The 13,386-nt window shown below is 66.4% G+C and carries 12 protein-coding genes and 1 other RNA gene; 5 read left to right on the top strand and 8 right to left on the bottom strand.

Annotated elements, in window-relative coordinates; all coding sequences use genetic code 11:
* Window positions 1-7 precede the first annotated feature (7 nt).
* On the bottom strand, window positions 8-925 hold the full coding sequence (gene cysK, locus KYG_RS04985; protein WP_008903752.1) for a cysteine synthase A: 918 nt from the start codon (window positions 923-925) through the stop codon (window positions 8-10).
* A gap of 118 nt (window positions 926-1,043) precedes the next feature.
* Between cysK and rnpB the strand changes: the two genes are divergently transcribed.
* Window positions 1,044-1,479, top strand: an RNA gene (gene rnpB / locus KYG_RS23210) — RNase P RNA component class A.
* Window positions 1,480-1,507: 28 nt separating this feature from the next.
* On the opposite strand, the gene KYG_RS04980 is transcribed toward rnpB, so the two are convergent.
* The 6 genes from KYG_RS04980 to KYG_RS04955 all read right to left on the bottom strand — a co-directional run bounded on the left by KYG_RS04980 (window position 1,508) and on the right by KYG_RS04955 (window position 8,825).
* Complete coding sequence (locus KYG_RS04980; protein WP_034693226.1) at window positions 1,508-2,749, bottom strand: M48 family metallopeptidase; 1,242 nt, start codon at window positions 2,747-2,749, stop codon at window positions 1,508-1,510.
* A gap of 2 nt (window positions 2,750-2,751) precedes the next feature.
* Window positions 2,752-4,029, bottom strand: a complete 1,278-nt coding sequence (locus KYG_RS04975) for a YjgN family protein (RefSeq protein ID WP_034693224.1) — start codon at window positions 4,027-4,029, stop codon at window positions 2,752-2,754.
* A gap of 253 nt (window positions 4,030-4,282) precedes the next feature.
* Complete coding sequence (locus KYG_RS04970; RefSeq protein WP_008903749.1) at window positions 4,283-5,071, bottom strand: rRNA pseudouridine synthase; 789 nt, start codon at window positions 5,069-5,071, stop codon at window positions 4,283-4,285.
* Window positions 5,072-5,244: 173 nt separating this feature from the next.
* Window positions 5,245-6,930, bottom strand: a complete 1,686-nt coding sequence (locus KYG_RS04965; protein ID WP_008903748.1) for an MBL fold metallo-hydrolase — start codon at window positions 6,928-6,930, stop codon at window positions 5,245-5,247.
* A gap of 71 nt (window positions 6,931-7,001) precedes the next feature.
* Window positions 7,002-7,754 carry an aspartate/glutamate racemase family protein gene (locus tag KYG_RS04960; protein WP_008903747.1) on the bottom strand — a complete coding sequence of 251 codons (753 nt, stop codon included), beginning with the start codon at window positions 7,752-7,754 and terminating at the stop codon, window positions 7,002-7,004.
* A gap of 108 nt (window positions 7,755-7,862) precedes the next feature.
* Window positions 7,863-8,825: a tripartite tricarboxylate transporter substrate binding protein gene (locus KYG_RS04955; protein ID WP_008903746.1), complete on the bottom strand. Its 963-nt coding sequence runs from the start codon at window positions 8,823-8,825 to the stop codon at window positions 7,863-7,865.
* Between the two features lie 176 nt (window positions 8,826-9,001).
* On the opposite strand from KYG_RS04955, the gene KYG_RS04950 reads away from it, so the two are divergent.
* Entirely contained in the window at window positions 9,002-9,886 is an 885-nt protein-coding gene (locus KYG_RS04950; RefSeq protein ID WP_008903745.1) for a LysR substrate-binding domain-containing protein, read from the top strand.
* Window positions 9,887-9,910: 24 nt separating this feature from the next.
* On the opposite strand, the gene KYG_RS04945 is transcribed toward KYG_RS04950, so the two are convergent.
* A complete protein-coding gene (locus tag KYG_RS04945; protein WP_008903744.1) occupies window positions 9,911-10,615 on the bottom strand; it encodes a glutathione S-transferase N-terminal domain-containing protein in 705 nt (234 codons plus the stop codon).
* A gap of 114 nt (window positions 10,616-10,729) precedes the next feature.
* Here KYG_RS04945 and dapF point away from each other — a divergent pair, with 114 nt between their 5' ends.
* Genes dapF through KYG_RS04930 form a run of 3 tightly spaced genes read left to right on the top strand, consistent with a single transcriptional unit; the run spans window position 10,730 to window position 13,320 of the window.
* Entirely contained in the window at window positions 10,730-11,611 is an 882-nt protein-coding gene (gene dapF / locus KYG_RS04940; protein ID WP_008903743.1) for a diaminopimelate epimerase, read from the top strand.
* Window positions 11,608-12,297 carry a DUF484 family protein gene (locus KYG_RS04935; protein ID WP_008903742.1) on the top strand — a complete coding sequence of 230 codons (690 nt, stop codon included), beginning with the start codon at window positions 11,608-11,610 and terminating at the stop codon, window positions 12,295-12,297. The genes dapF and KYG_RS04935 overlap by 4 nt, the downstream gene beginning before the upstream one ends.
* Before the next feature lie 45 nt (window positions 12,298-12,342).
* A complete protein-coding gene (locus tag KYG_RS04930; protein WP_008903741.1) occupies window positions 12,343-13,320 on the top strand; it encodes a tyrosine recombinase XerC in 978 nt (325 codons plus the stop codon).
* The last annotated feature ends 66 nt before the right edge of the window (window positions 13,321-13,386 follow it).

Genomic DNA, 13,386 nt, shown 5'->3' with positions numbered 1-13,386 from the left:
GCAGTGTTTACACCGGCAGGAAACCTTCCACCGACAGATACCGCTCGCCCGTGTCGTAGTTGAAGCCCAGCACCTTGGCGCCCGCGGGCAGCTCCGGCAGCTTTTGCGCAATGGCGGCCAGCGTGGCACCCGAAGAAATGCCCACCAGAATCCCTTCTTCGCGCGCGCAGCGGCGTGCGTATTCGCGGGCCGGCTCGGCATCGACCTGAATCACGCCGTCGAGCAGGCTGGTGTCCAGGTTCTTGGGGACAAAGCCCGCGCCAATGCCCTGGATGGGGTGGGGCGAGGGCGCGCCGCCCGAGATCACGGGCGACGCCGTGGGCTCCACCGCAAACACCTGGAGGTGGGGGAACTTGGCTTTCAGCACGCGTGCCGTGCCGGTGAGGTGCCCGCCCGTGCCCACGCCGGTGATGAGCGCATCCAGCCCGTCGGGGAAGTCGGCCAGGATCTCCTGCGCCGTGGTGCGCACGTGCACGTCGATGTTGGCGGGGTTCTCGAACTGCTGCGGAATCCACGACCCCGGCGTCTGCGCCTGCAGCTCCTGCGCGCGGGCAATCGCGCCCTTCATGCCTTTTTCGCGCGGTGTCAGGTCGAACTGCGCACCATAGGCCAGCATCAGGCGGCGGCGCTCGATGCTCATGCTGTCGGGCATCACCAGGATGAGCTTGTAGCCCTTGACGGCCGCCACCACGGCCAAGCCCACACCGGTGTTGCCACTGGTGGGCTCGATGATGGTGCCGCCGGGCTGGAGGGCGCCGGATTTTTCGGCGTCTTCCACCATGGCCAGCGCAATGCGGTCCTTGATGGAGCCGCCGGGGTTGCTGCGCTCGGACTTCACCCACACGTTGGCGCCCGCGCCAAACAGGCGGTTGATGCGCACGTGGGGCGTGTTGCCGATGGTTTGCAGAATGTTGTCAACTTTCATGGCGTCTCCTGTGAGGTGCAAAGACAAAAGGGGTGTGGTGCGCATTCTGACCCGATTGTTCTTCTGAGGCGCCATATGGATATGCCGGATATGCCGAAGCAGCGATAATCCACCCCGTGAAGCACGCCAGACCGCCGCTGGTGCAATCTGGGAAACCAGGCACTGGAGGAACGTCCGGACTGCACAGGACAGCGTAGCAGCTAACGGCTGCCCACCGTGAGGTGAGGATCAGAGCAACAGAGACGAGTCAGGTCGTTTTCAGCCACCAAGGGTGTTCTATGGGGGGCCAGCGCAAGCTGGCACCGGCTGGCGTAAGCCAGACGCTCAGGCGCAAGCCTGAAGCCCCATAGCCGCCCAAGGCGCGGAACGCGACTTGGGTGAAACGGGCAATCTCTACGCGCAGCAATACCAAGTAGGCCAGCGTTGATGTGGTTCCGCAGAGCTGGCGGGTAGGTAGCACCGAGCCGTGGTGGCGACACCCGGCCCAGATTAATGGCGGTCACACTGCGGGCAACCGTGGTGCACAGAATCCGGCTTATCGGCGCGCTTCACACTTATTCAATCTTGACGCGTTGGGCGCACTCAGTTTTTGGGGCAGTGGGGCGCATGCCCGCGTTCCAGTTCGCCAGCCCGCGCTACCGTATCGGGGTGGCTGCTCAACAGTGACCAGGCCGGGTGCGGCGCTTCCTCTTCCTTCGTCTTTCGCCCGCGCGAGGGTTCGGGGCTGCTGGCGGCGGGTTCGCCCGCTGTGGTGGCGGCACTGTTCTGGCCTGCTTTGTCTTCTTTCTTGCGGGCCCCTTTTTCGTCTTCTTCGTCGTCCGCTGCGTCCTTCGCAATGGCCAGCAGCAGCTTGCCCATGGGCGCTGTCGGCAGGGCTGCCTGGCCCATGAGGGCGATGGCGTAGCAGTCGGCCTCACGTTCGTGGCTGCGGCTGTAGGCCAGTCCGGTCAGCACCGATGCACCGGTGGACACGATGCCCGACACATCACCCAGAGCCAGCCCCAGGCCCATGTTGAGCACGCCTTGCTCCACCACCATGCGGGTGGTGTGGCGGTACACCACGTGGCCGATCTCGTGGGCCAGAACGCCCACCAGTGCGTCATCGGGCAACCCTTTTTCGGCGGCGGCTTTGACGATGCCGTCGGTCATCACCACCTTGCCGCCGGGCAACGCAAAGGCGTTGGCGCCCATGCCTGAGCGGAACTCGAGCGTGAGCGGTGGCTTGTAGCTGGGGTAGCGGTGCATTGTGCTGGGGGTTTGTTGCACCAGGGCGTCGAAGCGGGCCTTCAACTGGGCTTGGCGCTCTGGTGGGAGCTTGCTGGGTTTGAGCGTGCCATCGTCCATCTGCTTCAAGACGTTCTCGGCCACGCTGGTCTCCCAGGCCAGGGGCACAAACCGAGTGATCTGCGTCGCGGCCCACGGTGTGCCGTAACGGTAGAACAGGGTCAGGCCGACGACGGCCGCCACGGCCACGCCCAGCAATACAGGCCAGCGGGTCTGCATGCGTTGGGCGATGCCGGGGCGGTCGCCTGCAGCCGCCAGAGCTGCGCGCCATTCGGCCACCGCGTCGATCTCCAGGCTGCCATGGTCGCGCAGGTCTACGACCACGCGCACTTGCGGGCGGCGCTCGTTCCAGGCCTCGGGCCAGCCCACGTCCTTGTACGCGAAGGTGGCCGGGGCAGCCCCCGGTTGCGTGAGTGCGTGCAGCACCAGCGACGGGCCCCGCGGCGTGGGCTGCAGGCTCACCATCACGGGCTGTGCCTTGCTGCTCAGGCCATCAAACCATCGCCCGGGGACGAGGGCAGCGTTCTGCGGTGCGGTCATGCTCACCCGATGAGGTCAAGTCCCGCCGCATCAGCCAGCGCATCACCCAGCCCACCCTGTTGCTGGCGCACCATGGCCCCCGCCACTTGCTCCACGCCGCCTTTGACGTGCAGGGTGACCGATTCCAGCTTCATGCGGTACTCGCTGACCCGCGCAAAGGGCCGGTAAAGCCCCAGCGTGACCAGCGTGAGGACCATGTTCTTGATGCGCAGCCACACAAAGCCGCCGGTGGGCAGGTGGCACTTGAAACGCGCCACGTGGCTTACACCGATGTTGTCCCACATGAGCCGGAACATGCGGCCCTCGCGGTACGCGCGGGCGGGTGCTGACGCCAGAATCATCAGAAAAATGCCCACCACGATGGCCGCCATGATGATCAAGAACATCCAGAGCCCCAGCCCTTTGCCGACAGATGCCAGGCCCAACGCGATAGAGCTGCGCGCCACCACATACACCAAGGTCCAGAGGATCGCTACCGTCACGATAAACACCGCCAAGGTTGCCAGCCAGATCTTCACAAAGTCCATGTACACCGGCTTCCAGCGGCCGCGTTCGGCACCCACCTGGGCCTTCAGTACGAGCAGGCTCTTGAAGTTGTATTCGAGGCGGATGAAACACAGCACGGTGAGCATCAGGCCCAGCACGATCAGAGTGCCCATGGCCCAGGTGAATTTGAGGCGCGGTGCTTCGTTGTCACCGTCTTCAAGACCGGCGCTTTCCATCGCGCCAGCCAGTTCAGGCGACAGCATCTGCAAGCCATAAAACACACAAAACCACACCAGCGCCAGCGCAAACACAGGCCAGCTGGCGATGTAGACCTCTTTCCAACTGGCCGTGAACTGCAGCCGCAGACCGCGCCAGCGGGTGGCCCCAAGGCGAAAACGCATGGCGCTGCCCCAGATGAACGGTGCCAGCACGGCGCCCGCCAGCAGAAAGACGCCGACGGCGGTGTCCTGCCCGGTGTTGGCGGCGATGTTGTAGGCCAGGGTGATCAGCATCAGCAGTACAAAGCCCATCACCATCTTGCGCTGCTGGGCCGTGAATTCGAGGGGGCTGCCAGCCACCATCGTGTGGCTGTAGAAATACTGCGCCGTACGGCGGCGGGCCCAGGGGGTGTAGATGCCCAGCGTGATGATGCTGAGCAACACGTTGACGATCCACACCCGAAAGTATTCGCCCCCGCTGCCCGTGAATTCGAGCGGATAGGCGTCGATGTTTTGCGGCATGAATGTGGACATCGGCCCCGCCGCGCTGTCTCGGTCTGATGGAACTTGGCTCATGAACTCCCTCCTTGTTTGTCGCGCAGTGTAGCAGCGGATCACGGAGGAATGTTTTGAGCCAAATTGGCCTCTAGCGCTTTACCAATAAGCGCTAATAGCTATGTTTTCAATAGCTATATTTCCGGCGTAGCTTCTTCTGATCCCGCTGCCAGCAGTGGGCGCGGCACCGCCAGCGCACCCGTGGAACTGGCTCCGCCAGGCCACCGGGTGCGTCCCCCTCGGGGGGATGGCGCCGAAGGCGACTCAGAGGGAGTCAGAACTTCTCCCACGGCTGCAAATACCGCCATTGCCCCTCCGGCACCTTGGCCAGCGGTACCCGCCCGATGCGGATGCGCTTGATCGCCACCACGCTCAGGCCCACGGCGTCGCACATGGCCGGAATCTGCCCCGGGCGGATGCCCTTGAGTGCAAAACGCAGTTTTGTCTCGCTTTGCCAGCTCACCTTGATGGGGGGCAATGGGCGGCCGTTGAACGTCAGGCCGTGGCACAGGCGCTGCAAGCCATGGTTGGCGATGTCGCCCTTCACCTCGACGATGCACTCCTGTTCCAGCGACTCGATGTCTTCGGCCAGCTTGCGCGCGATGCGTTTGTCTTGGGTGTAAACCACCAGGCCACTGGCCTCGGTGGGCAGCGGCGTGAAGCATTCGAGCTGCTTGAAGTGGCGTTGCAACACGCGGATGCCCGAGGCGTCTTCTGCCAGATGGGAGGCAATCTCCAGCAGCGAAGTGGCCGGGGTGGCGCCCTGGCTGCGGCTGGCGTGGGCCGCACCCCCTTGGGCCGGCTGACCCAGCCCGGCTTCGAAACCGGCAGGCTTGTGCAGCAGCAGGGTGACCGGCGTCAGCTCCAGCAGACTCGCGTCCTTCGCTACCGTCACGACCTGGTCGGGGCGCACACGGGCCCCTGCGGCTTCCACCACCTGGCCGTCCACGCTCACAAACCCGCCTTCGACGAATTGCTCAGCCGTGCTGCGCGAGCAGTTCAATTGTTCGGCCACACGTTTGGCCAGGCGGATGTGGGTGGGGTCGGGGTTTTTTTCGGTCATAGGGTGAGGAAGGAAGGCATTTGCCGTGTGGGAATCGAAGGGGCAAATGCGTGATTGTCGGCGGTGCCTTCAAAACGGGCGCTACCGCATGCCAGTGCCACCGTGGAACCGGCTTTGCCGGGCCACTGGTGGCGTCCCCCTGAGGGGGAAGGCGCGCAGCGCCTCAGGGGGCATCAATTATTCCCAGGCTGTTGTGCCCGGATGCGCTCCACATGCGCCAACAGCGAGCGCTGGGCCACCGGCCACATGCGCGGGGGCACGTCGTCATATGCGTGCTGTACCCAGTCGTCCATGCTGCCCTGCGGCAATGCCTGCATGGCGGCCAGCACCTTGGCCTCGCGGGCCAGACGGTGGGCCTTGAGGCGGGCAATCGCACCGCGTGCATCACCCAGAACATAGCCGTGCGCAGGCAGGATGAACTCCACGCCGTGTTCGGCGCACACAGCATGAAGCCGGTCCAGCGAATCCAGGTAGTCGGCCATGTTGCCGTCGGGCGGGTCGACCACCGTGGTGCTGCCGTTCAGGATGTGGTCGCCGCTGAACAGCAGAGCGTCTTCCACCAGCAGCAGGCACAGGTGGTTGGCCGCGTGGCCGGGCGTGTAGATCACCTGCAGGGTATGGGTCATTTCACCCTCTGGTGCTTTTCCTGTAAGCGCTAGTAGCTCATTATTTTGTAGCGATCGGTCGGGTGTGAACTGGCTGGCGGCGCGTGCCGTGTTGGCCGATGGCAAGCCCAGGATAGGGGGCTTGGGTTTGCCTGCCTGCACACACAGAGCCTGCAGCGGCGCGGCGCCCGGGGAGTGGTCGGCATGTGAGTGCGTGCACACAATCATGCGGATGTCTCCCCCCGCTGCGCGCCAGAGCTTGTCCAGGTGGTCGGCATCGGCCGGGCCGGGGTCGATGGCGATGAAGCCCGTGCTGGGGTCGCCCACGAGGTAGCTGTTGGTGCCGGGGCCGGTCATCACGCCAGGGTTGGGGGCTGTCAGGCGCATCACGTTGCGCAGCAGCGGCACCGGGCGCTCGGTCTGCCAGTCCAGCGCGTGCACGATCTGCCCGTCGGGGCATACCAGCGCTAACTCGCCGAAGGGCGACTCGTCTTCCATGTAGCGCGCTTCCTTGCCTGCCAGCGTGCCCGCGCGCGGGCAGCTCACCCACAGGGGCTGCTCGTGCGCCACGGCGTCCAGCACCGCCTGGGTGTCGGCAAACTTGGCCAGCCGCTGCAGCGTGCGGATGGTGGGGAAGATCATGAAGAACTGACCCGCCTCGTGCCGCGCCAGAGCGTGGGCAGGGCGCACCCACACGGGCTCGAACTGCTCGGACTCGTCGGCCACGGGCTCCTGGCCCTCGGGCATGCGGGCGACGAGGAAGGGCACTTCGAAGCGGCGCGCCAGGTCGCGGTCGGCCGTCCAGTGGGCCAGCAGGTACACCGCATCGGCCGCCAGGCGCAGGCCCCGTGCAGCGCACTGCGCGGCAAAGGGCTGGTGGCGGTCGATGGCGGCGATGTCGTCGGCGTCTGCCATCAGGCCCTTGCGGGGGCCGTCGGCATGGCGGGCCAGCAGCACGCCCAGTTCTTCAAAGCTCTCGCGGATGGCGGCGATGGCCTGCGTCAGGTGCAGGTCGCTCTGCGCCGGGCGGCGGTGGGCCACGGCGTGGGTGACGGGCGCAGCGTCCAGCGCGTCGATGCCGCCGCCGGGGAATACATAGGCGCCTGGCGCAAAGCTGGCCTTGTCCGAACGCCGCGTCATCAAAACTTCGAGCCCACCGTCATCGGGCGCATCGCGCAGCAGCAGCACGGTGGCGGCGGGGCGGGTGGCTACGGGTTCGCGGTGGGGGTGCAGGTGTTGGCTGGTGCGGGGCATCGGGCGATTATCGAGTTTTCGCCGGTGCGTGCGGCCTGCCCCCACGCCGCACCGTCAACCCCGTGCCGTGTTCAGTATCGGCCCGACAGCAGCTCCCCGGCATTCGGCACCTGGGTTTGAAGGCCCAGGCGCCGGAGCATCGCCCAGGTGGTGCAAACCGCCGCAGACACGACGGGGATGCCCAGCTGGTCTTGCGCCACCTGCACGGAGGCCAGCGAGGGCATCTGCACGCAGGCCGAGATGACCACCACGTCCACGCCGCGCGTGTCCAGCCGCTGCACGATCTGCGCGGGCGCGGCAGGGTCCTGCGCGCCCACCTGCAGGTTGTCGGGGATTTCGAGGGACAGGCTGTCATGCACCTCGATGCCTTCGTGCTCGATGTACTGGGCCACCAACCCGGTCAGCGGCTTCATGTAGGGCGTGAGGATCGAGACCTTTTTGGCCCCCATGGCCTTGAGGCCGTCCACCAGGGCGCCAGCACTCGACACCACGGGCGCGGGCTTGCCGTTGGCCACCGTGATGTCGTGCAGGCGCTTTTCGGAGGCGCGGTGGTAGCCCAGGCCCATGCTCATGATGGCCACCAGGCAGGCGTAACCCATCACGTCCATCTTGCCGTCCGACAGCTCCAGGGCGCAGCGGTCGGAGTCGCGGTCCATCGCGGCCAGCTCTTCCTTGGTGACTTTTTGCATGCGCATGCGGCTGGAATGGAAACTGAAGCGCTCGGGCAGCACCTGCTCGCGGGCGCGCAGCATGGCGGGGATTTCGGTTTCCATCGTGGTGTTGGAGCTGGGCACGATCTGCCCGATGCGGTAGCTGCGTTGCATGGTGGTCTTCAAGAAAGGAAAAAGGCGTGGCGCCGCCGGCACCGTTGCAAGCGTGGAACGGCGCGGGGCGCTACGGGGGAGGGGAGGGGCGCGCAGGCGCCCGTGGGGTCAGTCGGCCTTGATGCCGGCGGCCTTGATAGTCTTGGCCCAGTAGGCGGTTTCTGTCTTGACCAGATCGCCCAGCGCCTCGGGTGGCAGGTAGCGCAGTTCGATCCCGGCGGCGTCGGCGCGCTGGCGGGTTTCTGGCAGCTCCAGCGCCTTTTTCACGTCCGCAGTCAGTTTGGCAATCACGGCCGGTGGTGTGGCGGCGGGGGCAAACAGGCCCACCCAGGCCTCCAGCTTGAAGTCCGGCATGCCGGCCTCGGCCACCGTGGGCACGTTGGGCAGGCCGGGGTGGCGCTTGGCGCTGGTCACGGCAAAGGCCTTGAGCTTGCCGTTCAGCACATGCTGCATCACGGAGGGCGGTGTGGTGATGAACACCTGCACCTGCCCTGCCAGCACATCCCCCACGGCCGGGCCGGAGCCGCGGTAGGGGATATGGGTCATGAAGGTGCTGCTTTGCTGCTTGAAGATCTCGGTGCCGATGTGCGAGAGCGAGCCGTTGCCCTGAGATGCGTAGTTGACCTTGCCGGGGTTGGCCTTGAGATGGGCAATGAACTCCTTGAGGTTGTTGCCCGGCACCGAGGGGTGCGCAGCAATCACGTTGGTGGCCACGGTGAGCAGTGCCACCGGGGCAAAGTCCTTGGCCTCCCAGGGCAGGGTGGGCGACAGCGCCGGGTTGCCCACATGGTAGGCCGAGTACGAGATGAGCAGGTTGTAGCCGTCGGCCTTGGCCCGGGCCACAGCACCATAGGCCACGTTGCCGCTGCCCCCGGCCTTGTTGTCGATCACCACGGGTTGTCCCAGGATGCGTGCGAGCGGTTCGTTCAGCAGCCGCGCCGAGGTGTCCACCACGCCGCCTGGCGGGTTGGGCACGGTGAGCGTGATGGCCTTGCTGGGGTAGTTGTCCTGCGCATGGGCCAGTCCGCATAACGCGAGGGTGGCCGCCAGCACGCTGTGTGCGATCTTCATGGTTTGTCTCCGCCAAGTGTTGGTAGTGGTGCCATTCTGGAAACAAGTGAACCAATAGTCCAATATATTGTTGGTCTTGATTGATATCTTGCAGGTATTGATGCCAAGACGGGCCGCGGCGCCGCACCCGGCCCTCCGCCGTCTGAATTTTTCCCTGCCGCAAGGACTGCCGCCCCATGGAACTGCGTCATCTGCGTTACTTCATTGCCCTGGCCGAAGAGCTGAGCTTCACGCGAGCTGCACGGCGCCTGCACGTGTCGCAGCCCCCGCTGAGCCTGCAGATCGCCCAGCTGGAAGCGGAGCTGGGCGTGCAGCTGTTTGTGCGCACCAGCCGCCGGGTGGAGCTCACGCTGGCGGGCCAGTCCTATCTGGCGGACGCGCGGGCCGTGCTGGAGCGGCTGGATGCGGCGCGCCTGCGGGTGTCGGCCATTGGCCAGGGGCAGGCGGGGCGCATCGAGGTGGGGTTGTCGGGCTCGCATTTTCTCGGGCCGTTTCCCCAGGCGCTGGCGCGCTACCGGCAGCACTATCCGGGCGTGGATGTCGTGCTGCACGAAATGCAGCCTTCGCTGCAGCCTGGCGCCCTGCGCGACAAGCGCATTGATGTGGGTATCGCCCGCACACCGGTCAACGACGACCAGCTGGCAAGCACCTTGCTGTGGCCCGACCCGGTGGTGGCCGCCTTGCCGCCCGACCACGCGCTGGCCAAGCGCAAGGTGCTGGCGCTGCGGGATTTGCGCAGCGAGCGCTTTGTGATGCTGCGCCGGGATTCATCCGCCCACGCCGAGTACATGGTGCAGTGCTGTGTGCAGGCCGGTTTTGCGCCCCGGGTGGCCCAGACCACGGTGGAGCTCGCGGCCGTGTTGAGCCTGGTGGCCGCTGGGCTGGGGGTGGCGCTGATTCCGCTCTCGATGGGCGTGCTGTTTGGCAACCGCGTGGTGCTCAAGGCCCTGGGTGCCAAGGCGCCCAGGGCCGATGTGCATGCCGTGCAGCGGCGCGACGACGCCCTGGGTGTGGTGCCCGCGTTTGTCCGGGTCATGGCGACGGTGTCGCCGCCCGCCTGACATCGGCGAAAGACTGCGAGCCTCTCAGTCCCGCGCCGGGATGGCCAGGCCCCGCGCCACGGGCGGGCGTGCCACGAAGGCATCGAGCACGCGCTGCACTTGCGTGAACTGGCCAAACTCCACCAGGTCGCCCGCGCCGTAAAAGCCGATGAGGTTGCGCACCCACGGCAGGATGGCGATGTCTGCGATGGTGTACTGGTCGCCCATCACCCACTGGCGGCCCGCCAGGCGCTGGTTCAGCACGGCCAGCAGGCGTTTGGATTCGGCCACGTAGCGGTCGCGCGGGCGCTTGTCTTCATAGTCCTTGCCCGCAAATTTGTGAAAGAACCCGAGCTGGCCGAACATCGGGCCCAGGCCGCCCATCTGCCACATCACCCACTGGATGGTTTCGTAGCGCGCAGCGGCATCCTGGGGGATCAGCTGGCCGGTTTTATCGGCCAGGTACAGCACGATGGCGCCGGATTCGAACAGCGCCAGGGGCTGGCCGCCGGGGCCGTTCGGGTCCAGGATGGCGGGGATCTTGTTGTTGGGGTTGAGCGACAGGAACTCGGGCGACATCTGGTCGTTGGTGTCAAAGCTCACCAGGTGGGCCTCGTAGGGCAGGCCCAGCTCTTCCAGCGCAATCGACACCTTCACGCCGTTGGGCGTGGGCAGCGAGTACAGCTGAAGACGGTCGGGGTGCCGGGCGGGCCATTTGCGGGTGATGGCAAAGGTGGAAAGATCGGACATTCAAGACTCCTGGCTGGTGGCGGCCTGTGTGGCGCGAAAGGGTGCAAGCCTATCGCGCCAAGGCAAGTGGCGCTGCCCGAGGTCATTGGCGGCCCAGCGACGATAATCCGGCGGATGCAGATTCGCTTCACCAAAATGCAGGGCGCGGGCAACGACTTTGTGGTGCTCGACGAAACCCGGGGCCGCCTGGGGCTGAGCACGGCCCAGTACCGCTTCCTGGCAGATCGCCACTTCGGTGTGGGCGCAGACCAGATCCTGACTGTCAGGCCTTCTCCTGCCGAGGGCATCGACTTCGAATACGTGATCCACAACGCCGATGGCGGCGAGGTGGAGCAGTGCGGCAACGGCGCCCGCTGCTTTGCGCGCTTTGTGCACGACAAGGGCCTGTCTGCCAAGGACACCATCCGCGTGTTGACCCAAGGTGGCGTGATCGCCCCGCGCCTCACGCCCGACGGCCGCGTCACGGTGGACATGGGCCGGCCGCAGTTCGAGCCTGCCCAGGTGCCCTTTGATGCCACCGGCCTCACGCCCGTGGCGCAGGGTGCAGGGCAAAAATGGCCTCTGGCGCTTGATGGTAAAGCGCCAGTAGCTACTGTTTTGGTAGCGGTTGCGTCGATGGGCAACCCCCATGCCGTGCAGCTGGTGGACAACGTGGACACCGCGCCCGTGCAGGAAACCGGCCCCCTCATCGAACGCCATGCACGGTTTCCGCAGCGGGTGAATGCGGGCTTCCTGCAGATTGTGGACCGCGCCCACGTGCGTCTGCGCGTGTTCGAGCGGGGCACGGGCGAAACCCTGGCCTGCGGCACCGGCGCCTGCGCCGCCGTGGTCAGCGGCATCCGCCTGGGCCTGCTCGACCCCGAGGTGCAGGTGGACACGCGCGGCGGCCGCCTCACCATTGCCTGGAGCGGTGCCGACACCGATTCCGTTTTCATGACCGGCCCGGCCACCACGGTGTTCGAAGGCCAGATCGATATTCCTGACACCCTCCTATGACGTCCCACATCCCACCGATCACCGAAGACGACATCGCCCAGTTCCTCACCAACACGCCGGGCTTCTTCGAGCGCCATGCGGAGGTGCTGGCCAGCGTGCAGATCACCAGCCCGCACGGCGCGCGTGCCGTGAGCCTGCAGGAGCGCCAGGCCGAGATGCTGCGCGAGAAGATCAAGGGCCTGGAGCACCGCATCATGGAGATGGTGCGCAACAGCAGCGAAAACGCCGCCATTGCCCACAAGGTGCACCAGTGGACCGGCAGCCTGCTGCAGGTGCGCGACCCTTTCGACCTGCCCCAGGCTGTGGTCGATGGCGTGCGCACCCTGTTCGACGTGCCCCAGGCGGCCGTGCGCGTGTGGGAGGTGGCTGCGCCGTACATCGACGCCGACTTCACGCAGGGCGCCAGCGAAGACGCCCGTGCCTTTGCCTCGTCGCTGACCATGCCTTTCTGCGGGCCCAACCTGGGGTTCGAACCCGCCGCTTGGCTGGCCAGCGAGGCTGGTGAGCCCGCCCAGTCACTGGCCCTGCTGCCGCTGCGCGAAGGCGCCATCGACAGCGCCACGCCTGCGTTTGGCCTGCTGGTGCTGGGTTCGCAAGACCCCCAGCGTTTTGACGCCACGATGGGGACGGACTTCCTGTCGCGCATGGCGGAGCTGGCCAGCGCCGCACTGCTGCGGCTGAAGTAGCCCGCGCGCCACCACAGCCCCAGCGGCGTCTCAGCCACGGCCCCAATGCCTGATACGCCCACCACGCCCACCCCGCTTGACCCCCATGTCCTGCGTTACCTGGAGCACGTGCGCGTCGAAAAGCGGCTGGCCGCACGCACGCTCACGCTCTACACCCTGGACCTCGAAAAGCTGGCGCAGTTTGCGGCCGGTGTGCACGTGCCGCTACTGCAGTTGCAGACGGCACACATCCGCCGCTTCGTGGCGCAAATGCACAGCGGCGGGCGCAGCGGGCGGGGCATTGCGCTCATCCTCTCGGGCTGGCGCGGGTTTTTCATCTGGGCGGGTCGGCAGGGGCTGATTCCGCACAACCCGGTGCAGGATGTGCGCGCCCCAAGGGCGCCCAAGCCGCTACCCAAGGCACTGGGCGTGGACGACGCCGTGCGCCTGGCCGAGTTCGACAACACCGGCGCCGACCCCTGGCTGGAGGCGCGCGATGCGGCCATGGTGGAGCTGCTGTACGGATGCGGCCTGCGCGTGGGCGAACTTGCCGGGCTCGATGCCGTTCCCAACGCCGACACCCAGCGCCAGGGCCGGGGCTGGGTCGATCTGCAAGCGGGCGAAGCCCATGTGTTCGGCAAGGGCAGCAAGCGCCGCAGCGTGCCCGTGGGCCGCGCGGCCACCGCAGCGCTGCAGGCCTGGCTGCAGCTGCGAGCCACCCCCTTCGGCGGTGAAGGATCAGCGCGGCTTGACACGGCACTGTTCGTCGGTCAGCGCGGCAAGCGGCTGACTGCGCAGTCGATCTGGCTGCGCCTGCGCCAGCGCAGCCAGCAGGCGGGGCTGACCACGCCGGTGCACCCGCACATGCTGCGCCACTCATTTGCCAGTCACCTGCTGCAAAGCAGCGGCGACCTGCGTGCGGTGCAGGAACTGCTGGGCCACGCCAACATCACGACCACGCAGGTCTACACGCGGCTTGATTTTCAGCACCTGGCCAAGGTGTATGACGCGGCGCATCCGCGTGCAAAACGTAAGCCCCCTTAAACGGCTGCGCCGCTTTCCCCCAGGGGGACGCACCCGATGGCCCGGCGAAGCCGGCTCCGTGGGTGC

The sequence above is a fragment of the Acidovorax sp. NO-1 genome (genome assembly GCF_000238595.1).
GTDB lineage: Bacteria > Pseudomonadota > Gammaproteobacteria > Burkholderiales > Burkholderiaceae_C > Acidovorax.
Note: the sequence above shows the minus strand (reverse complement) of the source record. Positions and strands in the feature narration are given on the sequence as shown.

Coding starts and splice junctions, on each gene's coding strand:
- KYG_RS04955 (WP_008903746.1), bottom strand. CDS start 8,825: ATGAAGATCGCACACAGCGTGCTGGCGGCCACCCTCGCGTTATGCGGA.
- KYG_RS04945 (WP_008903744.1), bottom strand. CDS start 10,615: ATGTCCGATCTTTCCACCTTTGCCATCACCCGCAAATGGCCCGCCCGG.
- KYG_RS04975 (WP_034693224.1), bottom strand. CDS start 4,029: ATGAGCCAAGTTCCATCAGACCGAGACAGCGCGGCGGGGCCGATGTCC.
- KYG_RS04970 (WP_008903749.1), bottom strand. CDS start 5,071: ATGACCGAAAAAAACCCCGACCCCACCCACATCCGCCTGGCCAAACGT.
- cysK (WP_008903752.1), bottom strand. CDS start 925: ATGAAAGTTGACAACATTCTGCAAACCATCGGCAACACGCCCCACGTG.
- KYG_RS04980 (WP_034693226.1), bottom strand. CDS start 2,749: ATGACCGCACCGCAGAACGCTGCCCTCGTCCCCGGGCGATGGTTTGAT.
- dapF (WP_008903743.1), top strand. CDS start 10,730: ATGCAGATTCGCTTCACCAAAATGCAGGGCGCGGGCAACGACTTTGTG.
- KYG_RS04960 (WP_008903747.1), bottom strand. CDS start 7,754: ATGCAACGCAGCTACCGCATCGGGCAGATCGTGCCCAGCTCCAACACC.
- KYG_RS04930 (WP_008903741.1), top strand. CDS start 12,343: ATGCCTGATACGCCCACCACGCCCACCCCGCTTGACCCCCATGTCCTG.
- KYG_RS04965 (WP_008903748.1), bottom strand. CDS start 6,930: ATGCCCCGCACCAGCCAACACCTGCACCCCCACCGCGAACCCGTAGCC.
- KYG_RS04935 (WP_008903742.1), top strand. CDS start 11,608: ATGACGTCCCACATCCCACCGATCACCGAAGACGACATCGCCCAGTTC.
- KYG_RS04950 (WP_008903745.1), top strand. CDS start 9,002: ATGGAACTGCGTCATCTGCGTTACTTCATTGCCCTGGCCGAAGAGCTG.